22 protein-coding genes and 2 pseudogenes are annotated in these 21,964 nt (G+C 59.9%); 15 read left to right on the plus strand and 9 right to left on the minus strand.

Annotation, left to right across the window (positions count from 1 at the left end; genetic code table 11):
• Positions 1-270: 270 nt before the first annotated feature.
• Positions 271-1,110, plus strand: coding sequence for an oxidoreductase (locus F3J20_RS01135; protein WP_167281455.1), 840 nt, complete (start codon positions 271-273; stop codon positions 1,108-1,110).
• Positions 1,111-1,145: 35 nt separating this feature from the next.
• Entirely contained in the window at positions 1,146-1,592 is a 447-nt protein-coding gene (locus F3J20_RS01140) for a VOC family protein (RefSeq protein ID WP_167037717.1), read from the plus strand.
• Positions 1,593-1,701: 109 nt separating this feature from the next.
• On the opposite strand, the gene F3J20_RS01145 is transcribed toward F3J20_RS01140, so the two are convergent.
• Positions 1,702-2,664 (minus strand): enoyl-CoA hydratase/isomerase family protein, encoded by a 963-nt coding sequence (locus F3J20_RS01145; protein WP_167281457.1) that lies wholly within the window; start codon positions 2,662-2,664, stop codon positions 1,702-1,704.
• A gap of 636 nt (positions 2,665-3,300) precedes the next feature.
• Here F3J20_RS01145 and F3J20_RS01150 point away from each other — a divergent pair.
• Both F3J20_RS01150 and F3J20_RS01155 read left to right on the plus strand, forming a co-directional pair.
• Entirely contained in the window at positions 3,301-3,969 is a 669-nt protein-coding gene (locus tag F3J20_RS01150; RefSeq protein WP_167038019.1) for a response regulator, read from the plus strand.
• Between the two features lie 101 nt (positions 3,970-4,070).
• The gene (locus tag F3J20_RS01155) at positions 4,071-6,308 is read left to right on the plus strand and encodes a PAS domain S-box protein (RefSeq protein ID WP_167037727.1); all 2,238 of its coding nucleotides are present in this window, start codon (positions 4,071-4,073) and stop codon (positions 6,306-6,308) included.
• 52 nt (positions 6,309-6,360) lie between these two features.
• Here F3J20_RS01155 and F3J20_RS01160 read toward each other — a convergent pair whose 3' ends face one another.
• The 4 genes from F3J20_RS01160 to F3J20_RS01175 all read right to left on the minus strand — a co-directional run bounded on the left by F3J20_RS01160 (position 6,361) and on the right by F3J20_RS01175 (position 8,540).
• Positions 6,361-6,597 (minus strand): 4-oxalocrotonate tautomerase family protein, encoded by a 237-nt coding sequence (locus tag F3J20_RS01160; RefSeq protein WP_167281458.1) that lies wholly within the window; start codon positions 6,595-6,597, stop codon positions 6,361-6,363.
• A 78-nt stretch (positions 6,598-6,675) separates the two neighbouring features.
• Positions 6,676-7,386 carry an SDR family oxidoreductase gene (locus tag F3J20_RS01165; protein WP_167037733.1) on the minus strand — a complete coding sequence of 237 codons (711 nt, stop codon included), beginning with the start codon at positions 7,384-7,386 and terminating at the stop codon, positions 6,676-6,678.
• 248 nt (positions 7,387-7,634) lie between these two features.
• On the minus strand, positions 7,635-7,997 hold the full coding sequence (locus tag F3J20_RS01170; protein WP_167037737.1) for a response regulator: 363 nt from the start codon (positions 7,995-7,997) through the stop codon (positions 7,635-7,637).
• A gap of 126 nt (positions 7,998-8,123) precedes the next feature.
• Positions 8,124-8,540: a DUF3331 domain-containing protein gene (locus F3J20_RS01175; protein ID WP_167037740.1), complete on the minus strand. Its 417-nt coding sequence runs from the start codon at positions 8,538-8,540 to the stop codon at positions 8,124-8,126.
• Positions 8,541-9,079: 539 nt separating this feature from the next.
• Here F3J20_RS01175 and F3J20_RS01180 point away from each other — a divergent pair.
• The 4 genes and pseudogenes from F3J20_RS01180 to F3J20_RS31955 form a co-directional block, all read left to right on the plus strand.
• Positions 9,080-9,757, plus strand: a complete 678-nt coding sequence (locus F3J20_RS01180; RefSeq protein WP_167281460.1) for a type 1 glutamine amidotransferase domain-containing protein — start codon at positions 9,080-9,082, stop codon at positions 9,755-9,757.
• 1,060 nt (positions 9,758-10,817) lie between these two features.
• On the plus strand, positions 10,818-11,282 hold the full coding sequence (locus F3J20_RS01185) for a hypothetical protein (RefSeq protein WP_167037746.1): 465 nt from the start codon (positions 10,818-10,820) through the stop codon (positions 11,280-11,282).
• Between the two features lie 9 nt (positions 11,283-11,291).
• Positions 11,292-11,984 carry a P-loop NTPase gene (locus F3J20_RS01190; RefSeq protein ID WP_167037749.1) on the plus strand — a complete coding sequence of 231 codons (693 nt, stop codon included), beginning with the start codon at positions 11,292-11,294 and terminating at the stop codon, positions 11,982-11,984.
• Positions 11,977-12,483 (plus strand): annotated as a pseudogene (locus tag F3J20_RS31955) (hypothetical protein); the annotation flags it as partial. The gene F3J20_RS01190 and the pseudogene F3J20_RS31955, both read left to right, overlap by 8 nt.
• On the opposite strand, the pseudogene F3J20_RS01195 reads toward F3J20_RS31955, so the two are convergent.
• Positions 12,469-12,708 (minus strand): annotated as a pseudogene (locus F3J20_RS01195) (DUF932 domain-containing protein); the annotation flags it as partial. The pseudogenes F3J20_RS31955 and F3J20_RS01195 sit on opposite strands and share 15 nt — an antisense overlap.
• Positions 12,709-13,233: 525 nt before the next feature.
• Between F3J20_RS01195 and F3J20_RS01200 the strand changes: the two are divergent.
• Entirely contained in the window at positions 13,234-13,401 is a 168-nt protein-coding gene (locus tag F3J20_RS01200) for a DUF3331 domain-containing protein (RefSeq protein ID WP_240158692.1), read from the plus strand.
• Positions 13,402-13,417: 16 nt separating this feature from the next.
• Here the strand turns inward: F3J20_RS01200 and F3J20_RS01205 are convergent, their stop codons facing one another.
• The 3 genes from F3J20_RS01205 to F3J20_RS01215 all read right to left on the minus strand — a co-directional run bounded on the left by F3J20_RS01205 (position 13,418) and on the right by F3J20_RS01215 (position 15,552).
• A complete protein-coding gene (locus F3J20_RS01205) occupies positions 13,418-14,659 on the minus strand; it encodes a helix-turn-helix domain-containing protein (protein WP_167037752.1) in 1,242 nt (413 codons plus the stop codon).
• Between the two features lie 136 nt (positions 14,660-14,795).
• On the minus strand, positions 14,796-15,260 hold the full coding sequence (locus tag F3J20_RS01210; RefSeq protein WP_167037755.1) for a helix-turn-helix domain-containing protein: 465 nt from the start codon (positions 15,258-15,260) through the stop codon (positions 14,796-14,798).
• Positions 15,253-15,552 (minus strand): hypothetical protein, encoded by a 300-nt coding sequence (locus tag F3J20_RS01215; RefSeq protein ID WP_167281462.1) that lies wholly within the window; start codon positions 15,550-15,552, stop codon positions 15,253-15,255. The genes F3J20_RS01210 and F3J20_RS01215 overlap by 8 nt, the downstream gene beginning before the upstream one ends.
• A 431-nt stretch (positions 15,553-15,983) precedes the next feature.
• Between F3J20_RS01215 and F3J20_RS01220 the strand changes: the two genes are divergently transcribed.
• From F3J20_RS01220 to F3J20_RS01245, 6 genes are all read left to right on the plus strand, one after another.
• Positions 15,984-16,787 carry an enoyl-CoA hydratase-related protein gene (locus tag F3J20_RS01220; RefSeq protein ID WP_240162664.1) on the plus strand — a complete coding sequence of 268 codons (804 nt, stop codon included), beginning with the start codon at positions 15,984-15,986 and terminating at the stop codon, positions 16,785-16,787.
• A 96-nt stretch (positions 16,788-16,883) separates the two neighbouring features.
• On the plus strand, positions 16,884-18,113 hold the full coding sequence (locus F3J20_RS01225; RefSeq protein WP_167281463.1) for a CoA transferase: 1,230 nt from the start codon (positions 16,884-16,886) through the stop codon (positions 18,111-18,113).
• Between the two features lie 79 nt (positions 18,114-18,192).
• The gene (locus F3J20_RS01230) at positions 18,193-18,933 is read left to right on the plus strand and encodes an acetoacetate decarboxylase (protein ID WP_167281465.1); all 741 of its coding nucleotides are present in this window, start codon (positions 18,193-18,195) and stop codon (positions 18,931-18,933) included.
• 42 nt (positions 18,934-18,975) lie between these two features.
• Positions 18,976-20,178, plus strand: coding sequence for an acyl-CoA dehydrogenase family protein (locus F3J20_RS01235; protein ID WP_167281467.1), 1,203 nt, complete (start codon positions 18,976-18,978; stop codon positions 20,176-20,178).
• Positions 20,179-20,207: 29 nt separating this feature from the next.
• Entirely contained in the window at positions 20,208-21,140 is a 933-nt protein-coding gene (locus F3J20_RS01240; RefSeq protein ID WP_345889828.1) for a 3-hydroxyacyl-CoA dehydrogenase NAD-binding domain-containing protein, read from the plus strand.
• 144 nt (positions 21,141-21,284) lie between these two features.
• The gene (locus F3J20_RS01245) at positions 21,285-21,956 is read left to right on the plus strand and encodes a c-type cytochrome (RefSeq protein WP_240162669.1); all 672 of its coding nucleotides are present in this window, start codon (positions 21,285-21,287) and stop codon (positions 21,954-21,956) included.
• The last annotated feature ends 8 nt before the right edge of the window (positions 21,957-21,964 follow it).

Genomic DNA, 21,964 nt, shown 5'->3' on the forward strand with positions numbered 1-21,964 from the left:
CGCGGCGGCGCCAGGGGCGCAGCATGGCTGGCACGTCAGAGTGTTGCCGGTTTGTTCGGCTTGCGGATGTTCTGAACCATGAGGCATTCGGCCGGCCCTACGCACGGGAGCTACGCACGAATCGCAGGCGGCCGGAATACTTACATCATGTATAAGCACTCGTACCAGACGTACTGTTTATCGGATTGCACGGTAGCCATAGAGTAAGCGCAAACAGGTTATGCCTGGCTGCCATGCATGCGCATGGACGGAGCGACGTGGAGTCCGATCATGAAGAACACCGGCACATTGTTTCTGATTACAGGCGCCAGCAGTGGTTTCGGCCGTGCTTTTTCCGAGGCGGCCGTGCGGGCAGGGCACCGTGTGGTGGGTACCGTGCGGCGCGAGGAAGATCGCGCCGCGTTCGAAGCGCTGCATCCGGCGGCTACCAGGGCCGTGATTCTGGACGTCCGGAATTTCGATGCGGTGAAACCCACTGTGCGAATGGTGGAAAAAGAGTGGGGGCCGATAGACGTACTGATCAACAATGCCGGCTACGGTCACGAGGGTGTGCTCGAAGAATCTCCGCTCAGCGAGCTGATTCGCCAGTTCGAAGTCAACGTATTCGGTGCGGTGGCGATGATCAAGGCCGTGTTGCCGGGCATGCGCAGCCGGCGCAGTGGCCACATTATCAACATCACGTCGATGGCGGGTCATGCGGGAATGGCCGGTATCAGCTATTACAGCGGCAGTAAATTTGCGCTTGAAGGCATTAGCGATTCCCTGGCGAAGGAAGTCAGGGATCTCGGAATCCGCGTGACCGCGGTCGCTCCGGGCTCTTTCCGTACCGACTGGGCAGGGCGCTCGATGATTCGCACCGGGCGCACTATCGCGGACTACGATGCGATATTCGATCCGGTGCGCCAGCGACGGCAGGAATATAGCGGTAGTCAGGCGGGTGATCCGGCCAAGGCAGCGCAGGCCATCCTGCATATCGTGGATGCGCCTGAACCGCCGACGCATCTGCTGCTGGGTAACGATGCCCGGCGCGTGATGGACATTCACCTGAAAACGCTGGAGCGCGAACTCGACAAATGGCGTGCGCTGACACAATCGACCGATTTCGATTGAGCGGGCGCGGCAGGATATTGGCAGGAGATATCTGAATGAGCGAGCAGGAGCGGGTTCAGCCATTGACCGTCGGCATCGACCATATTGGCCTGACGGTTCGCAACCTCAGCATCACAGTCGGTTTTTTCGTTGATTGCCTCGGATGGACGCAAGTCGGTGCACGGCCCGACTATCCGGCCGTATTCGTCTCTGACGGGCACGTGCTGCTCACGCTATGGGAAGTCCCGCGGCAGGCGGAGCGTGTCGAGTTTGACCGCAAGACGAATGTCGGCCTGCATCACCTCGCGCTGCGCGTACACAGTGCGGTGGCACTCGATGAAATTTTCGCGCGGGTTGCCGGGTGGCCGGGCGTCGTGGTCGAATTCGCGCCGCAAAATCTTGGGCGTGGTCCGAAGCGTCACACGATGGTGTACGAGCCCAGCGGGATTCGGCTCGAGTTCGATTTCGATCCGGGTATTGCGGCGAATATTGCGGCAGGCTGAGCGACGCGAATGCCTGGCGAGATAGTGACACATGCAGTGAGTCCGACGGCCCAGCAGCAACCGGTTTCCGATCGCTGCTGGGGCTGCCGCCGTGCGATTGCCGTGGCGGCTAGGGTTTGTCGGTCTGCTGACTGACGATGCCCGTGTATCTGGCAAGGTGTCTTTCGACCTCGGGGTTCTTCTGCAATCCAGAATTCATCAAGGCCTTGATATCGTGCTGCGCAGCCGGGCGTTGAACCGAGGTAATGAACGAGTTCCACTCCGCGCTCAGTTCCTTGTCGGCAGGCAGAGAGGTTGCATTGACGGTTTGCTTGATATCGGCAATGGTCTGTTTGTCGAACGATGCGATCCGGCGCGCGAGTGCATCGACAAACTTGTCGATCTCGGCATCAGGCAGCGTACGATTGACGTAGCCATAACGCTCCGCGAGGTCCGCGGGGATGTCATTGCCGCTCAGCAGGATTTCCAGCGCACGGCCCCGGCCTACCAGGCGGGGCAGCCGCGCCATCGGGCCACCCCCGGGCGTGAAGCCGGCGCCGATTTCGAATTGCGACAGTACCGCCTTCTCGCGGCTGGCAAAGCGCATGTCGGACGCAAGCGCAAGCTCGCTGCCCACACCCGTCGCCCGGCCGCGGATCTCGGCAATCGTCACCACATTGGCCTTGCTCAGGCGCACTAGCGCGTCAGGCAGCGGGGGCAGGCCAGTAGGGCCGGCGGGCATGCTGGTAGTGGCTTCGAGCGGCGGAACGAAATCGTAGTGCGTCAGGAAGAATCCGGGTACCGCACTGTCGAATACGACGACTTTGACCTTCGGATCGTTCTCGATCTGGGTGACGACGCTAGTGAGCATCGGAATGGATTCCGGCCCGAAGATGTTGAACGGCGGATGATCGATCGTCACGCGCCAGTATTCGGGAGTGACACGTGTGATCCTGAACTCTTGAGGGGCACTGGGTTTGGTCTGGGTTGCCTCGCCAGCGGCAGCGTTGGGTTGCTGCGCGGTGGCGTCGGGTGTGCCGGCGAAAGTCAGAAGGCAGGCGAAAAGCACCGTTAGCGGATGCGTTGATCTCATGATGTCTTCTCCAATAGGAATTGAGCTTGCCGTGAATATTCGCTGCGAATCATGGTATGAACGAGAGTCGAATGATTTACGGAAAAAATGGCACGTCGAAAACTGTCCGATGGACGTTCGAACCACTTTCCGGGTTCCAATGAATTGTTATTTGGAGAAGAGTGCCGCATGTTATGCGGGCCGTCGATAATACCTTGGTGTCGAATTCAGATCGCTTCGATGCGATTCCTCGCGGTGCATTTCTCGCAGCAATGCCTTGGCATTCGTTACCGATCCGGATTTGAACAGGTCAACTATCTGTCTGTATTGTCGACAAGCGAGTCAAATATCGCGTGCTCGTTTCTTCGCGGCCGACGGCATGGGACGTTGCATCGCGCACTATTTCGAATTTGAAATTCACATTCCAGTCCGCTTCGTGGGGCGGGATGAGGAGAATCGAATGACCGGCGATAAGGATTCAGTTTTTTTACCTTGAGTCATCAGGGCGGATATCGCCGTGTCGAATGCTTGCCCAGTCCAATAGAAACCCCTTGCGATTTGAATTACGATGAATGCCGTTCCTTGGCTTGATGTTGGTGCATCGCATATGACGATGCATTGATGCCTCGGCGTACATGGAGAGGTGACGTGACCGGAATGAGAGGAGGTCTGGATACCGTGTCGTCGAATGGTTCGCAGGCCGCACCGATTGTTTTCGTCGTGGACGACGATATCTCCGTTCGGGATTCTCTGGAATTGCTGCTGCGCAGTGCGGGCTTGCGAGCGCAGATTTTCGCTTCCGCGGAGCAATTTCTGGCGTACCCGTATGTCGTTGCGCCCACCTGCCTGATACTCGACGTGTCTCTTCCCGGCGTAAACGGGTTGGATCTGCAGAAGCAGATGGCATTGGACCGGGCGGACATGCCGATCATTTTCATCACGGGCCAGGCAGACGTGCCGATGACAGTGCAGGCCATGAAGGCGGGAGCCGTCGAGTTCCTGACCAAACCATTCGACGACGGCTTGCTGTTGCAAGCCATTGAAGACGCCGTTGAGCGCAGCCGGGCCGCAATCGACAGCCAGATCGAACTGCGTGCGCTCCAGGCCGCCTACTCGACGCTCACACGCCGCGAGCGGGAAGTGATGATGCTGGTGGTTTCCGGTCTTCTGAACAAACAGATAGGCGGAGAACTCGGCATTAGCGAGATCACCGTGAAGATCCACCGCGGCAAAGTGATGCAAAAGATGGACGCGGACTCACTGCCGGAGCTGGTCAATATGGCGACGAAGCTATGCCTGAAGACTCGGCGAGCGCGTAGGCACTAGTCCTGTCCGAACCGTTGCCTCACATTGTGCCGGGCGTGACGATATCGCGAAGACAGTCTTTTGCAAAGGCATGCCACATGCTCCCGAATACCAGAAGAACGATGGGATTGGCGATCGACCTCGGCGTGGTGCTGGACGCGCTATCCGCGATGGTCTGGACTGCGCTGCCCGACGGCCGTATCGACTTCGTGAATCGAAGCTGGCTGGAATATACCGGCCATGACTGGAATCAGCCACAGGGTTGGCACTGGAAGGACGCGGTAAGTGCCGACGATCTGTCGGCATGGCTCGAACGTTGGGCCGCGATTCTGGTCACCGGAAAGCCCGGCGACATGATGGTGCGTGTACGCCGCTTCGATGGCCGGTGCCGCCTGTTTGTCATTCGAGCCAATCCGATACGCGATCCTGACGGAGAGATTGTCCGTTGGTGCGCCGTCGCCAACGATATCGAAGAACTCCAGTGTGCCAGGCAAGCGCTGAAGCGTCGCGCGCTCGACTTCCAGTTGATTGTCGACAGCATTTCCGTTCCTGTCGCGGTGACGACACCGACTGGCGAAGTCGAAGGGCTCAACCAGCTTACGCTCGATTATTTCGGAAAGTCATTGGAAGTACTCAAAGACTGGAAGAGCGATGAAGTCGTTCATCCGGAGGACTTGGCGGCAACGATTGCCGCGCAGACCGACGCGCACGTAAAAGGCGTGGCGTATAACGTCGAGAGCCGGCACCGGCGAGCGGACGGTGTTTACCGCTGGTACAACGTCCGGGGTTTTCCGTTGCGTGACCGGCAAGGCGGTATTCTTCGCTGGTTTCATCTGTTGATCGATATTGACGAGAAGAAACGGGCCGAGGAGGTCCTTCGGGTCAGCGAACGCAATCTGAACGAGATCATCAACGCGATTCCGGCGCAAGTCTGGTCGGCTCGGCTCGACGGTTCCGCCGAGTACTTCAATCAGTATTACCTTGATTATGTGGGCTGCGAGGTCTCCGAAACACGGGATTGGGGCTGGACGGCGGCGGTTCACCCGGACGATCTCCATGATCTCTCCGGGACATGGCAGTCGGTACTGGCCCGTGGTTCGCAGGGCGAGGCGCAGGCGCGGCTGAGGCGTCACGACGGGCAGTACAGATGGTTTCTGTTTCGGGTCAGCCCAATGCGGGACGGCAACGGAAACATCGTCAAATGGTACGGCATCAACACCGATATCGACGACCGTAAGCGAGCGGAGGAGGAGCTGCAGCGCAGCGAAGCATTTCTCGCCGAGGGCCAGCGTTTGACGAAGATGGGCAACTTCTCATGGCGCGTCGCGACCGGGAACATCGTCTGGTCAGAGCAGATTTACCGGATGTTCGAACTCGAATCGGGGCGGCGCGTGAGGTCCGGGTTCGTGGCTTCGCGCATCCATCCGGACGATCGAGGCGCGGTGCTGGACATCATCGAACGGGCGAGGCGGGGCGAGCGCGACCTCGAGTGCCAGCATCGACTCATGATGCCCGACCAGTCAGTGAAGTACGTGCATATGATTGCACATCGGTCTACTGATCATCCGGACAATCTGGAGTACATCGGCGCGGCGCTCGATATCACCCAGCGCCGGCTCGCCGGGGAGGCGTTCGACAAGGCGCGCTCGGAGCTTGTGCGCGTCGCGCGGATCATGAGCCTGGGGGCGCTGACTGCGTCGATAGCACACGAGGTCAATCAGCCGTTGTCGGGTATCGTCACCAACGCCAGCACCTGCCTGCGCATGCTCGGCACCGAGCCGCCGAACATGGAGGGTGCGCGCGAAACAGCTCGGCGGACCATTCGTGACGGTAATCGCGCGGCCGATGTTATCGGCCGGTTGCGTACGCTTTTCAGCAAGCGCAGCGCGACGATCGAGGCCGTCGACCTGAACGATGCCGCCCGCGAAGTGATTGCTCTGTTGCAGAGTGATCTCGACCGCGCGCGCGTGATTTTGCGCACCGAGTTTGCGGGCTCGCTTCCTTGCATCGGCGGCGACCGCGTGCAGGTACAGCAAGTGATCATGAACCTGTTGCGCAATGCCGCGGATGCGATGAGCAGCGTGGATGACCGGCCGCGATGCGTGCTGATCAGGACCGAATCCGAATCGGATGCAGCGGTCCGTCTGACCGTACGGGACTCAGGTGTCGGATTCGACCCTCGGGACGCGGAACGGCTCTTCGACACTTTTTATACAACCCGGAACGATGGCATGGGGATTGGTCTTGCGATCAGCCGCTCCATCATCGAGAGCCACCGTGGTCGCCTTTGGGCAACCCTGCCGAAGGATGGGCCAGGAGCCAGCTTCGCATTTTCCATTCCCGCCTACGGTGAGTTCTGAATGCCGGCTATTCCCGGCATCGCACAGGACCAACGCGGGATCGGAAGGCGGATCAACCCGGTTTTTTCGCCCGCTGACGGCGATATTCGAGAGCAGGCAGACCACCCCAGCCCCAGTTATCGGTATCCACTTCTTCGATAACCACAAACGTTGCCTCAAAGGGCTTGTTCAGCACGTCGAGCAGCAACTGACTCGCACCCTTGATCAACTGGGCTTTCTCTTCCGCCGTGACCGACGTGGCGCCAGGCTTCGTGCCTTCGCGGGTGACTTGAATCGTGACGATGGGCATGCTGCTCTCCTTGGCTGTGAGTGAAGTAGAGGTGCCGGGCAGCCGGCGCCTCATATGTTCAATAATGCATGGTGATGTTTAGTGCCCCGCGCTCTGGCCACCGTCGACGTGCAGGATCTCACCGGTCACGAACGGCGCGGAATCGAGGTACAGCACCGCATTGACGATGTCGCTCATTTCACCCATGTGGCCGATGGGATGCAGCGCGTCAAGTGCAGCGTGCGTTTCCGGCGCGTGCATCGGCGACTTGATAATGCCCGGCGAGACGGCGTTTGCGCGGATGCCGCGTTTCGCGTATTCGATCGCGAGCGATTTGGTGGCGGCGGAAATGCCGCCCTTGGTGAGCGACGCCAACACCGATGGTACGCCGCTGACTGCATGCTCGACGAGCGTCGTGGTGATGCTGACCACATGGCCGCTCAAGTGCTTTTCCATTTCGGCGACGGCAAGCTGCGTGATGTTGAAGAAGCCGGCAAGGTTGACGCCGGTTTTAACCGCGTAGTCTTCGGCGGTATAGCTCGTGAACGGCTTGGCGATGAAGACGCCCGCGTTGTTCACGAGCGTGTCGACACGGCCAAAACGCGCAACGGCTTCGGAAATCACGCGGCGCGCGGTGGCCGGATCGGCAATGTCGCCGGCGACCGTAACGACGTCGGGATCATCGGACGGCTTGATGGTGCGCGCGGTCGCGACCACTCGGTGACCGCGCTGACGGAAGGCCTTGACCAGTTCGGCACCGATGCCTTGCGATGCACCGGTAATGACGACGACTTTCTGCGATTCGCTCATGATGAACTCTCCTGATGATGTATTTCGGGTCGTCCGCCTGCTGGATTGGCGCTCCCGATGAGTAGGCAATTTACTGCTCTCTCCATCAAGCTCGAATACCCTGCGTGACCAAACACTTTTGCGTGGCAGTAACAGATCGGGTTCGCGGCGAACGGGTACGCCGGCAGCGTGGCGACGCGGAGATGCTGCAGAGGCCATGAGAAATGGAGCGACTGGAACGCGCGGTTGCGCTCACTCTTCGTCGTGGGTCACGCCTCGCCCAGTGCGATTTTGATTGCCGAGAGAAGTGCGTTGTCGCTGAATGGCTTGAAGAGACAATCGCATGCGCCCTGCCTGAGCAGATGGGCACGAAGCGCCTCGTCCCTGCACGCGGTAATGAAGATCACGGGTATCGCTTCGTCGCGGCGCTTCAATTTTTGCCAAAGCTCGAGGCCGGCCATGCCGGGCATCGTGACATCGAGAATCAGGCAAGCGGTTCGATCGACTGCATCCGAAAGGAGAAATGTCTCCGCCGAAGCGAATGCGACAACAGGGTAGCCGAACTCCTTCACCAGATCCGGAAGCGATTCGAGTACAGCTTCGTCATCATCGATCAACGTGACTAACGTCATGGCCCAACCTCGGGTTCGTCGAGACGGTTAACCCGTATTCAAGCTGCTCGGTCTCGCATTCGGCCGGATGAGCCACATCATCCATATCGACGAAAATAGGCACGGCTGGAAGAACAGGCGAAGAGTTCACGTTTCTCGCAAAAGCGCATTCAGCCAGCAGTTCGGCTCCTCGATATACGTGGCGAGAATCATTGCCGACGCATTCCCGGGATACCGCCCTCGATCGACGGGGCGAAATATGACGTCACCCTTGTTTATCGGAATGCCGGAGATTGCGCATAGCCCTTCTTCGTGGGCGAGGCGCATTTTCCATATCTGATATCCATAGCTGCTTCCCGTTGGATCGCGCCACGATATGACAGCGGACGTGGGAGAGGGGCGATCGAGAATCCGGATGGTGGCGTGGCTTATCTCGTTGCGCGCCGCGGGAAATCGCCGGCTTGTGGTCACGGACAACGCATTTCCTCGCGAATTCCAGTCGACATTCAGCATGAGGATGACATGTCGCCACCGGGAACTTTGGGCTTCCTGTGACGTAGCCATATCGCTATCGTCTGGGTACTCGAGCCCGTTCATATCTGTTGGCTGTGCCAGGCTACTTCCGCCGGCAGATCTATCGTTGACCATCTCAGTCTCCTCAGGTCGATTAGGTGCAGGGTGGAAACTTGCAGGAAGCCGTGTTGAAGTGTCAGTCGATTCGACAAGGTCGATCCTAGTGATCGCGTGTGGGTGAAGCAACATACCTTCGTATTGGTATAGGGGAAACCCGGTACGGCGATATCGGCGCGTGGGTAGACGTTGCCGCGGGACATGCCGCGGATCGATAGGGCTGGCCGACACCTTCGGTATCCGATCTCATACCTTGGTAGTACTTTCCTTTGCTACCTCGAACGGCTACGCTAAAGTCATGGCAGTTCGTGCTGCGGCGAATGGTCACGAAACGTCCCGCCGTTGAGATTCGCCCGGTATCGAGGCCGGCTCGTATGAGGCAATCGATAGGCTTCGAACGATTGGCGGATGTCGAACGCGTTTTTGGGCCGGCAGCGTGCAAGAGACGTTTACCTCACTCGTGGAGATAGCCAATGAAGATCCTGATGGTTTTGACTTCGCATGACCAGCTTGGCAATACCGGAAAGAAAACCGGCTTCTGGCTGGAGGAATTCGCGGCCCCGTATTACGTGTTCAAGGATGCAGGAGTCGACATCACGTTGGCGTCGCCCAAGGGCGGTCAGCCGCCGATCGACCCGAAAAGCGATGAACCGGGCAACCAGACCGTGTCAATGGAACGTTTCAAGAAAGACCCTGCCGCGCAAAAGGTGCTTGCCAGTACGGTAAAGCTCGCCGACATCAATGCGGACGACTACGATACGGTTTTCTATCCGGGGGGACATGGTCCGATGTGGGACCTGGTCAACGACGCCAATTCGATCCGGTTGATCGAACGCATTTACAACGCCGGCAAGCCGGTGGCGGCCGTCTGTCATGCCCCCGCCGTGCTGAAAAAGACGACTTTCCAGGGGCAGCCGCTCGTCAAGGGAAAGCGCGTGACGGGTTTCACCAATTCGGAGGAAGAGGCTGTGCAATTAACTCAAGTTGTGCCGTTCCTTGTGGAGGACGAACTGAAGCGGCTCGGCGGTCTCTACGAGAAGAGCGGCGACTGGAATGATTTCGTCGTGACCGACGGCCGGTTGATTACGGGTCAGAACCCTGCGTCGTCGGGTTCCGCGGCAAAGGCTCTGCTGAAACTCTTGCAGTTGTAGCGGTGAGGCGGTGCATGAGATTGGTGAATGGATGATGGTCCGATGACAAGCAGAGTTGCTGCTGGAATGGCAATCTGCAGCATTCCTGCAGGACCCGGGATGCAGTGGAGACGGACCGTCTGGTAGAAAAGATAAGCGAGCGAAGAATGGTGCCGGATATCCGACCCATTTGCGAATCCGCTACATCATATAAATTTGGCTGCATTTGACAGTGTAGTGACTATCTGTACGAGATTTGATCCTTCCCGTACGAGGAAACGAGGAAGTAAAGCCCAAATCGATCGCTCGTCATATGTCGATGGAGGAGAGGAAACTGCGCCACGTACCAGGTTCATGGCTTGTGTTAAGTATCGATTGTGGATATGCCGAGCTTTGCACTGGAGTATCGTGATGGTGCCTGAAACCGGCGCAAGCCTATCCTGCGATCCCTTGTTTTTATATTGTTTTTGATGTCCTTGCGTAAACGCTTTCGGTGAGGTCAGCCGGATATGTCTGCGCCGTAGAGTCCAGGTGTTCGTGAGCAACGCCACATAGTCTGTGAGATAAATGGATCGGGTCTGCACGCGGTACGGAACGATTCTGTGCGATAGCTCAGTCGTGGCGGACGGCTGACTGTCGCGAGTCTGCGAGGCTGGCCGATGCTGTTCGTCAATTTCATGTCCTGAGTCCGTGAGATGGGAGCTATTCCATCGGACCTTTATTTTTCTGGAGTCGGTGCCGTCGCTCTGGCGAGGTGCGGGCGACCACTTGCTAGTCTGCTGGATGCGAAAGATATTCCGTGAGGGCATCACGTACATCCGGTTGGCCCGGATGGCGATTTCTGATACGACCCGTGTCGGTGTGGCCGCGGTGACCGTCTGCGTCTGTTCGTTGGCTGTCTGAGGGGCGTCCATCCGGGGGCGTTGCTCATGCACGACAGCTTAAAAATATTCCTCTTGTTCTGGTTCGATCCGCTGGATTCCGTAGCGTTCCAGTGAAGCGGCTTCGCTCAGGCAAGGGGTATTGACGGGTCTTTCCCATGTGAGCAGGATGAAATGACGGGAGTGATCTGGAGCGAGTCATGCCGGTTGCGAAGAGCTATACGCGGGCACAGTGGGATGAACTGATCCATTCTCTCGAGTCACTTCCAGTCAAGCCGGAGGCCGAGCAGCGCGTTGCTATTACCGATGCAATGAAAGAGATGCGGGCGTTGATCGGCGCCGTCAGAAAGAAGGGTTATACGCTGGAAGACATCGTTGAACATGCAAAGGGAAAGGGCGTTGAGTTCAGCGTAGGTTCTGTCAGGTACGCGTTATATCCTCCAAAAAAGAACAGGCCATCCCGGCAGTCAGCCAGCAAAGTCGCACGGAGCAATGCCGGGCCAATACATCGCTCGATAAAGATCAGTCAGGACGACGCGCCACGCGCAGACAACACCCGCGCGAATCCGAAGCAGGATGGGGAAAAAGTCGGCAACAGGCCGGGAACCATGGTGATGCGGGATGCGTTCTCATTCGAGATCGAGCCCGATACCGAGAACCTATAGAGGATTCAGATGGACACGACGACTTACCCTATCTATCTGGTCGGTGGCAGCAAGGGCGGTGTAGGAAAGAGTTTTGTCGCACTTGCCCTGGCCGACTATCTGCAACGGCATGAAATCCATGCAGCGCTCGTCGAAACCGATACCTCCAATCCGGATGTGATGAAAGCTGTTCAGGACAGGATGCGTTGTATTGCCTATAGCCTGGACGATGCAAACGGCTGGATTGGCCTGGTCAATTTCTGCGACGAGAATCGCGACGCGGTCATCGTGGTCAATACGGCCGCGCGCAGTCAGACGGGCGTCGCACAGTTCGGCGCGACGCTGGCCGGAACGTTGCGTGAGTTGCAGCGCGAACTGGTTGTGCTGTGGGTGATCAACCGGCAGCGCGACAGTCTCGAACTGCTGAATGCCTTCAGGCGGACATTTCCTGACGCGATCACGCACGTTGTGCGCAATGGGTATTTTGGTGCGCCGGAGCAGTTCTCGCTCTATCAGGTATCCCAGCTCCGTAAAATCATCGAAGCGCGGGGCCATTCGCTGGATTTTCCCGATCTGGCGGATCGGGTCGCCGATGAGCTTCGCAGTCAACGCCTGTCGATCAGTGAGGCGGCGGAAACGATGCATATTGGCGAGCGGGCGGAACTGCTGCGCTGGCGGGCACTATGCGATGCGATGTTCGAGAAGGTGACGGTGAATGCGTAACAGGCGGGCGAAGCCGCCGGATGCGCTCGCCCGTCTGTTTCTCGATGTCACGGGTGAATTGCCTGACGATGCCAGTCTCCTGCGTCTGCGGCGGATTTCTGGTGCGCTGAAGCTGCGGGACAACGATGCGTTATGGTCAGTACTCGCGGCACTCGAATACTACACGCGACTTTACGAAGCGATGCCGGACTGTATCCGCAAAGCCGGGGGCGACAGTTTCGGTGCCGTACGCCGGGAGGCCGGGGAGGCGACCGATGCGCTGATGCACCGGCATCGTGACGCGCTGGCGCGTTGCAAGGCGACGATCCAGCTGGCTGAGGACATGACCCGGGAACACGAAGCGAGGTATCAGGCCGCGCTGGCGACATTCAACGAAGCGTCGCTCGTCGCGCTCGCGGACCGGATGGCGAATCGGGTCGCAGGAATTGCCGGGAACCGGCTTGTCGGTGCGGCGGCGGTGGCGGCGCGGGAGCAGCGCAAGCGCATATTCGCGTCTGTCCTGATCGCGCACGCAGGTCTGACAGATCATGAACGGCTGGAAGCCTTCGTTGCGCAGACCGCGCAGCACGTCGATGGTGGGAATGTAGGTGTAGCGTTCCGAGCGGCTTGCATGCTTGCCGTCTGCGAAGATGGACGGGGCGGCGCGCAGAATCTGGTCGTCCGACAGGGGCGAGTCGGCACGAAGCATCGGGGAACCATAACGGAAAGAGGAAGTGAGTTGCATGACTATCTCCACAGCAAAAAGAGTTGACGTACGGGCTGTGGGATGGCCTTGGCGCTTACGCGGGAAACCTTCCCGGTGGAACTCGGGGTTGGCTTCTGCTTTTGCCTGCCACCCTGTTTCCTGCCCGTGCGACCCAGGGAGCCGGGGGCGGGGCGGTGTCAAGGAAAGAGGCGAGGGATGGTGCGGGCAACGCGGTCCCTCGCCCCTTGATGCCGGCCCGCCCCCGACTACGGTCGCGGGACAGGGCAGGAAACCGGGTGGCAGGCAAGAGGTCAGGGCACGGGTTCGACGGGAAGAACTGCGAAGCTTTGATTATCCCTGGCGTCAGGATCCACCATTCACAACAAGAAATTTCGGATGACGAAGCGTCTCCATCGCGGCGCGTTGATGCCGGTGGCACCGGATTCGCGCCCCACGCGCGGCGCCGTCCTCGAATCCTAATCCTCGAAGTCATTAACCGTTTGCTGGAGTAAGGTGTGTTCTGTCCACTATGGGGACCAGATTTGAGGAATCGGCCTCGCGCGGATGGACGCGTACTGCGTATTGACGGGGTTGCCAATCCGTCGAGGCGATCCGGTAACTCGCCCACGTGTGTTCGGGGCGAATGTACCGGCTAATGGAAATCGAATGATACTGGCTTTCGTCATACCGGCGTATCGCGCCAGCATCGAACGTGACCCAATCGACGATTGACTGCTGTGGCCGGATGTTACCTGGCCGCCCCGCGCAGCTTGAGGGCAATGTCGAGCTTCGCAATCCAGCCGACGTCGTTGAGGCTCGCCCCAAGCAACGTCTGGATGCGTTCGATCCTGTAGTCCAGTGTGTTCGGATGAATACCCAGTGCGGTGGCCGATTGTCCGCGCCGCTGTCCTTGTTCGAAGTAGGTTTGCAGCGTCGTGACGAGTTCAGGTTCGTGGGATAGCTGTTCGAGCAGCGAGACGAGGTAGCGCCGGGCATTCGACGAGAGGCGTGCGCATTCCTCAATGAGGATGCTTGAATATGTCGCCACATGCGGCTGGCTTTGCTCTTTCGATGCGAAGTCCAATGCTCTGATCGCTTCGTCGACAGAGGCAGACCAACCCGACGCGCCTTCGTTCATCAGGCCTATGCCGATGCCACGAATCTCCCGTATCGCACCGATTATCGCGTTGGCCCGTTCAGTCGTCTGACGATCGGTTCGATTGATCGAATCGCCGCGCACGCAAGGCACCCATAGAATCATCCTGCCACGATGCCAGGCGCGCACCAGATCGTCCGGTGCGGCACTGAGATGACGGGCTGACGCAAGCGCGATGCGGTCGAGTTCCCGCTCGCGCTCGTACGAAGTGTGAGTTGAGAGGTCGATGTCGACGGCAAGCGCCACGCGTGGCGCAGTGGAGTCGATGCCAAGCGCTTCCGCGGTTTCCCGAAATCCAGCGTAATCGTCAGGCGAATGAAAGACGATGCTGTAAAGCTGATGAGACAATGCGGCCCGCCAGCGTGCCTGTTGGTACTGCTCTTCGAGATAGCTTTGAGTGATGTCCTGGGCCATGACGTCGAAGTAGTCGAAGAGGTAGGGCGAGATGCTGAACAGCAATTCGTCGACCAGCGTTCGATCGTTCTCCCCCAGCTCGATGTAGGCGCGCCAGATTTCCCGCGACCCCAGGCGGAACGCCCGCAGCACGGCCTGCAGCGGTACGCGCTGGTGAACGCGCCGGCGGCCGAACTCCTGGAAGTGTTCCATGTCGTCCGCTGATGGCAGATTGCCGGATAGAAGCGACTGAAACCACAACCTGGCCGAAAAATCGATCGATGCGGAAATATCCTTCTTGACCGATGCCGCGAGGGTCTTGTAGCCCTCCATGCCCATCAGCATTTCATAGACGCGATCAATTACGGCCGCCGGGTTCGCGGCAAGCAGCGCGGTGCGCTCACGCAAGCGTTCGCTGATCGTTGGGATGCTGACTGTCATTGTGGTATTCGTCCCTGGAGATGGGTTTGAGCCAGCGCGCGTTGGACATCGGTCAGCGATGCCCGACGGCAAGACACTATACGATAGTCACACGACGCCGGGGATGGACCGGCTATCTTCCGGCCATTGCCGACTGTCAGCAGTCAGCCAGCATGGAACGGCGCAGCTTGAACGCGATATCGAGCTTCGAAATCCAGCCGACATCATCGAGACTGGCTCCCAGCAGAGATTCGATACGTTCGATCCGGCAGTTCAGCGTGTTGGGGGGAATGCCCGGCACAAGCGCTGTTCGTCTTCGGCGCTGATTTTGCTCCAGATAGACTTCAAGCGTCGATACGAGTTTGGGCTCGCCGGATATCTGCTGCGGGAGCGAAGTCAGGTAGCGCGACGCGGTGTCGGTTTGACGGGCGCATTCGGCCATAACGATAGACGAATACAGCGAGACCTTCTTCCTGTCGTGACCTCGCGAAGTGAAATCGGGGACTTTCAGCGCTTCCTCGGCGGAGAGTGCCCAACCGCGGGCGTCTTCGTTCATCTGGCCGACTCCGATTCGCTGAACGTGCGGCAATGCGAGCCCAAGATGGAAGGCGCGGTCAGCCATGAGGCGGTCGCTCCGGGTGATGGACTTTCCCCTGCGCGCAGGGCGCCCAGATGATAAAACGCTCGCGGTGCCTGGCACGCACGAGATCGTCGGGCGCTACTTTCAGGTGCCGGGATGCGGCCAGTGCAATGCGGCCGAGCGTGTCGTCCCTTGTGCGTGAATCGATAGCTGTCATGTCGACGTCGAGTGCCAGCGGGATGCGTGGTGCGACTGAGTCGAGGCCGAGCGCTTCCGCTGTCTTGCGAAAAGACTTCGCATCATGCGGCGAATGGAAGAGGACGTTGCAGAGCAACTGCCGCAGCGAGTTTCGCCAGCGCAGTGGTCTTTTCGCGTAAGCGATTGCTGATGGTCGGCATTCTCATCAAAACGATCCACCTCAGTCGTCGCCAGAGCAGGCGGACGATGCTCTTAGGGAACCGGCACTATACCCGCGCGAGCCGCGCGAAATATTCGTGGAAATCGCTTGGACATCTTGTGGATTTTCACAAAGCGCATGACCCATGCGCCGTTTGACGTCCTGTTGGGCGGGGCACGCAAGTCCCCGCGGCGGGCCGACTGTGAAAACTTCCAACGAATTTCGTTTATTTCGCCAATGCGTCGACCGAAACGCCGGTGATAAATTGGAAATCAACCGGCTGGCGAGCAGTCAGTGAGCTCGAATCATCTCGATCATCGTGGGCCTATCGCGCACGATTCATGTCGTTCTGCGGAGTGTTCAGCCTCATGGTACAGATGCCTGACCTGGAAGCTTTCGAAACGATTATCTATGAAAAGAACGACGGGGTCGCGCTGGTCACGCTGAATCGCCCCAACGTCCTCAACGCGCTGAACCACGAGACCATCGGCGAACTGACCATGGCATTCGAAAGCGCCCGCGCCGACATGGAGGTGCGCGGCGTCATCATCACCGGGTCAGGGGAGCGCGCGTTCATTGCAGGCGCGGATATCAGCGAACTGGCCGTCGCAACGCCGGTCGAGGCGGAGCGGCAGGCGAGCGCCGGGCAGGCCTTGCTCGATCTCGTCGAGCATCTCGGCAAGCCGGTGATTGCCGCGGTGAACGGTTTGGCGCTGGGCGGCGGGTGCGAGACCGCGCTGGCCTGCACGATCCGGCTGGCAACACCGGAGGCCAGATTCGGCCAACCTGAGATCAAGCTCGGCCTCATCCCGGGCTTTGGTGGCACGCAGCGCCTTGCACGTCTCGTCGGCAAGGGCGTGGCCCTGCAACTCATCCTCACCGGTGAAATGATTTCCGCCGAAGAAGCGCTGCGCGTCGGCCTCGTCAACGAGATCGTGGAGCCCGCGACGCTGATCGACCGCGCCCGGGCCATCCTCGCGCAGATCAATGCCAATGCGCCACTCGCCGTGGGCTATGCGATCGAGGCGGTGAATCGTGGCCTCGATGGCTCGCTCGCCGAAGGGCTGGCTCTTGAGCGGGCATTGTTTGCCCTGTGCGCAGCAACAGAAGACAAGGCAGAAGGCACAAAAGCCTTCCTCGATAAGCGGCCACCGTTATTCAAAGGCCAATAGCGATCCGCCGTTCAGACACGCGCAACGTCTCTGCCGGGCACGGCCCGCATATGAAACGGGAAGCCGACGGCGAAACCATTCTCAGGAGAGGGCTTGATGACAGCCGGCAATCACATCTTTTCCGGTCTGAAGGTGCTCGATCTTGCGAGCTATATTGCCGGCCCCGCTGCAACGACGATCCTCGCCGACTTCGGCGCCGACGTGATCAAGGTGGAGCCGCCGGGCACCGGTGACGTTTACCGCTACTTCTCGGCGATGCCGCCGAACCCGACCAGCGATGTCAACTACGCGTGGCAGCTGACGAACCGCAACAAGCGCAGCATTGCTGTCGACCTGAAGTCCGCCGATGCAAAAGAAGTGCTGCAACGCCTCGTGCGCTGGGCTGACGTCGTGGTCGTCAATTTTCCGCCACGCGTCAAGGCGGCGCTCAACTGCACCTACGAAGCGCTCGCACCGTTGAATGAGAAGCTTATCTATGCCGATATCACCGGATACGGCTCCGAAGGCCCGGAAGCCGACACGCCTGGCTTTGACGTCACGGCCTATTGGGCGCGCTCGGGCTTGATGGAAGTCACGCACGACGCTGGCAGCCCGCCAACGCTGCCAATTCCGGGCATTGGCGATCACGCGACGGCGACCACACTCTACGCGGCGATCGTGACGGCGCTCTACGTGCGTGCCACCACCGGCAAGGGCAGCCACGTGTCGACATCGCTGATCGCCAACGGCATCTGGGCGGCGGCCGCGTGGGTCGAAGGTGGTCTGAACGGCGGCCACTTCTTCCCGCAGCACGATCGCAAATCGCCGCCTAATGCGCTGCTCAACCCGTATCAAACTTCCGACGGGCGATGGATTCTGCTGGTCGCCGCGCAACGCAAGGATTGGCCAGGCTTCTGTAACGCGATCGGCAAGCCCGAACTGCTCGCAGATCCGCGCTTCACCGATGACACGCGCATTGCCAATGCCGCGCAGCTCGTCGAGATTCTCGACCCGATGTTCGCGAGCCAGCCGCTCGCGCACTGGAAACAGGTGCTTGACGCGGGCCGGGTGATCTTCGGTGTCGTTCAGGTGGCGAAGGAGATCATCGAGGATCCTCAGTTGAAGGCCAACGGGATCGTCGTGCCGCTCGAACTGCCGGGCGGGATTGAAACCCGCACCGTGAGCAATCCGATTCAGGTGTTGGGTGCGCCGAAGGTGAAGCCCACAGCGGCGCCGCGACTCGGCGAACACGGCACGCAAATCCTGAAGGATCTTGGCTTCAACGAAACCGAGATCGCACGCCTGAACGATGCGGGCGCGGTCGCGCGTTTCACGGAGGAGGCGTAGGTAAGGGCATTTCGTACTGTTGATCGAATCCACCACCGTTCGGCGCGTCGCGCATCGCACGGCAACTTGAGAGCGTTCCATGACTGAAAACGAAGTGCGTGCATCCGCCTACGCGATGCCGTTGACGAGTCCCGCTTATCCCAAGGTCCCGTTCCGGTTCGTGGACCGGGAATTCGTGATCATCACGTATCGCACTGATCCGGAAGCGCTGGCGCGCGTAGTCCCGGCGCCACTCATGCCGGCCGAGCCGATCGTCAAGTACGAATTCATCAACATGCCCGACTCGAGCGGGCTCGGCTCGTACACGGAGTCCGGTCAGGTGATCCCGGTCACGTTCAACGGCCTTGCAGGCGGCTTCACGCATGCGATGTATCTCGACAGCGAGGCGGGCATCGCATCCGGCCGCGAATTGCTGGGTTTCCCCAAGGTGCTGGCGCAACCGAAGCTCGAGGTGCGCAAGGACGCGCTGGTCGGCACGCTCGATTACAACGGCGTGCGCGTCGCGACCGCGACGATGGCCTACAAATACAAGCCGCTCGATCTCGCCGAGGTTCGCAAGACGCTCGAAGCGCCTGGTTTTCTGCTGAAGATCCTGCCGGACGTCGACTGCACGCCGCGCGTCTGCGAGCTCGTCAAGTACTACGTCGAGGACCTGACGGTGAAGGGGGCGTGGACGGGTCCGGCCTCCCTCGAACTGCATCCGCACTGTTTCGCGCCCGTCGCGAAGCTCCCGGTGCTCGAGGTGCTGTCGGCCGTGCATCTGCTGACGGATCTGTCGCTCGATAAAGCCGACGTCGTCTACAACTACCTGGACCGGTAGTTGGACCCGCAGTCGTCCCCATTCATCAGAGCGAGACACGCCATGTCAGACAAACAGCCAGCCCACGCGCTGCCGGCACCCGACAGCGACTTTTACATGATCCATCAGATCCTGAGCGAAGCGGAACGTACGCTCCTCGGGAAGGTGCGCAGCTTCATGGAAGAGACGGTGGCGCCCGTCATCAACGAGTATTGGGCAGAAGACCGATTTCCGTTCGAGCTGATTCCCGGCATTCGCGAACTGAACATCGCGGGCGTCGGGTTCGAAGGATATGGCTGCCCGGGAGGCAGTACGTTGTTCGACGGCTTCATTGCGATGGAGCTTGCGCGGGGCGACGCTTCGATTGCGACGTTTTACGGAGTGCATAGCGGTCTCGCGATGGGATCGATCTACCTCGGCGGCTCGGAAGAGCAAAAACAGAAGTGGTTGCCGCCGATGGCGCGCCTCGAAAAGATCGGCTGCTTTGGGCTGACCGAACCGCTGGTCGGCTCAGGCGCCGGCGGCGGTTTGCTGACAACCGCAAAGCGGGAAGGCGATACGTGGGTACTCAACGGACAGAAGCGCTGGATCGGCAATTCGACCTGGTGCGATCTCTCCATCATCTGGGCCCGCGACGTCGACGACAATCAGGTCAAGGGCTTCGTCGTTGAGAACAACAGTACGCCGGGATTTTCGGTCGCGAAGATCGAGCGCAAGGTCGCGCTGCGCGTCGTGCAAAACGGTGTCATCACGCTCGAGAACTGCCGCGTGCCCGAAGAGAACCGGTTGCAGGGCGACGCGAGCTTTCGCGACACCGCCCGCGTGCTGCGTCTGACACGCCAGTATGTCGCGTGGGAATCTGTCGGTTGCAGCATGGGCGCCTACGAAAACGCGCTCAAATACGCGCAGACGCGCGAGCAGTTCGGCAAACCGATCGCCTCGTTCCAGATGGTCCAGGATCTGCTGTCGAAGATGCTCGGCAATATCACTGCCTCGCAGTGCATGGTTGTGCGTCTCGCGCAACTGCAGGACCAGGGCAAGCTGAAGGACGAGCACGCCTCGCTCGCCAAGGCATTCTGTACGGTCCGCATGCGCGAGACGGTGGGCTGGGCGCGCGAGGTACTGGGCGGCAACGGCATCGTGCTCGACTATAACGTTGCCCGCTTCATGGCCGACTCGGAAGCGCTCTATTCGTACGAAGGTACCCGTGAAATGAATTCGCTGATCGTCGGCAAGGCGATCAGTGGCTTCAGCGCGTTCGTTTGATCTTTTGGAAGCCGACTGCCATGACGAAAATAACCAAGCCAATCCAACGCGTCACCATCATCGGAACCGGTGTTATCGGCGCGAGCTGGGCCGCGCTGTTTCTCGCCAAAGGTCTGGACGTGGTCGCGACTGACATCGCCCCCGACGCACAGAAAAAGCTCGACGATTTTGTCGCGGCCGTGTGGCCCGCGCTCGAGCAACTGGGTGTGGTACCCGGCGCGTCGCCTGCGAAGCTTCGATTTACGGACAACTTCGACGAGGCCGTCGCCGGCAGCGATCTGATTCAGGAAAATGGTCCCGAACGGATCGACTTCAAGAAAGATCTCTACCGCCGTCTCGATGAGGCGCTGGCGCCGGAGACGATCATCGCGTCGAGTTCGTCAGGCCTGACGATGAGCGAGATTCAATCCGCTTGCCTGAAGCATCCCGAACGATGCGTGATCGGCCATCCGTTCAATCCGCCGCATCTGATTCCACTGGTAGAGATTGTGGGCGGCGCGCAAACCTCGGAAGAGACTATTGAACGCGTCACCGAGTTTTATCGCGGCCTTGGCAAGCGAACCATCCGCTTGCACAAGGAGGTTCCGGGCCACGTCGCCAATCGCCTGCAGGCAGCGCTCTTTCGTGAAGTCGTGCACCTCATCGCAGAAGGCGTCGTCAGCGTTGGCGATGCCGACGCCGCTGTTTCGTGGGGGCCAGGACTGCGTTGGGGAATCATGGGGCCGAGCCTTCTGTATCACCTCGGCGGCGGTCAAGGCGGCATCGAGCATTTCTTCGACCAGTTCACCCGGCCGCTCACGGAGTGGTGGCATGTACTCGGAACCCCGGAACTCACTCCCGAGGTGCGTGTGACCGTAATCAAGGGCGTGCACGAGGAAGTTCAGTCGCGTTCCCAGCAGGATCTCGTCGCCTATCGCGATGAAGTCCTGATGGGGTTGCTGCGCCTGCGGGACAGGGAGTGATGCCTGGCGCAGGCACCCCCGTATTGCGTTCTTTCCATTAAACGGTGGTCGGCCGAGGCAGAGCCTCCGCCGGGACAACCGCGTACGAGGAAGCCGTTGATGCAGCGTTTCATATTGTTCATCGCCGTGCTGGTGGTGCTCGCCATGTGCACGGGCGTGTCCGCGTTTGCGGCCGCACCGGCAGCAGAGCCAGCACCCGACACGATGCAGGCCCGCGTGCTGGGCTGTGCAGCGTGTCACGGTGCGCACGGCGAAGGTACCGGCAACGACTATTTTCCGCGCCTCGCCGGCAAGCCCGCGGGCTATATCTATAACCAGTTGATCGCGTTTCGCGACGGCCAGCGCAAATATCCACCGATGAACTACCTGCTGGCGTATTTGCCCGATCCCTACCTCAAACAGATCGCCGAGTATTTCGCGAGCCAGCGTCCACCGTTCCCGCAACCGGGCGCGCCAACGGTCGATGTCGCGACGCTCGCGCACGGCAAGTCGCTCGCGACCGGCGGCGAAGCGGCGCGTGGCGTGCCTGCATGCGCGAGTTGCCACGGTGCGGCACTCACGGGCATGGAGCCCGCGATCCCCGGCTTGCTGGGTCTGCACGCCGATTACCTGAGCGCACAGCTCGGTGCGTTCCGCTACGGCACGCGCCATGCGGCGAGCCCCGATTGCATGCATGAGATCGCGACGCGTCTCTCAGACAGCGACATCACCGCGATTGCCGCGTGGCTCGCGTCGCTGCCCGCGCCCGCGAATCCGACGCCTGCCGGGGCGGGCTCGCTAAAGCTGCCGCTCGCGTGCGGCAGCATTCCCAACTAGGCGAGGCT

Origin of the sequence: Paraburkholderia sp. Cy-641, assembly GCF_011752945.1 — a bacterium.
Lineage (GTDB): Bacteria > Pseudomonadota > Gammaproteobacteria > Burkholderiales > Burkholderiaceae > Paraburkholderia.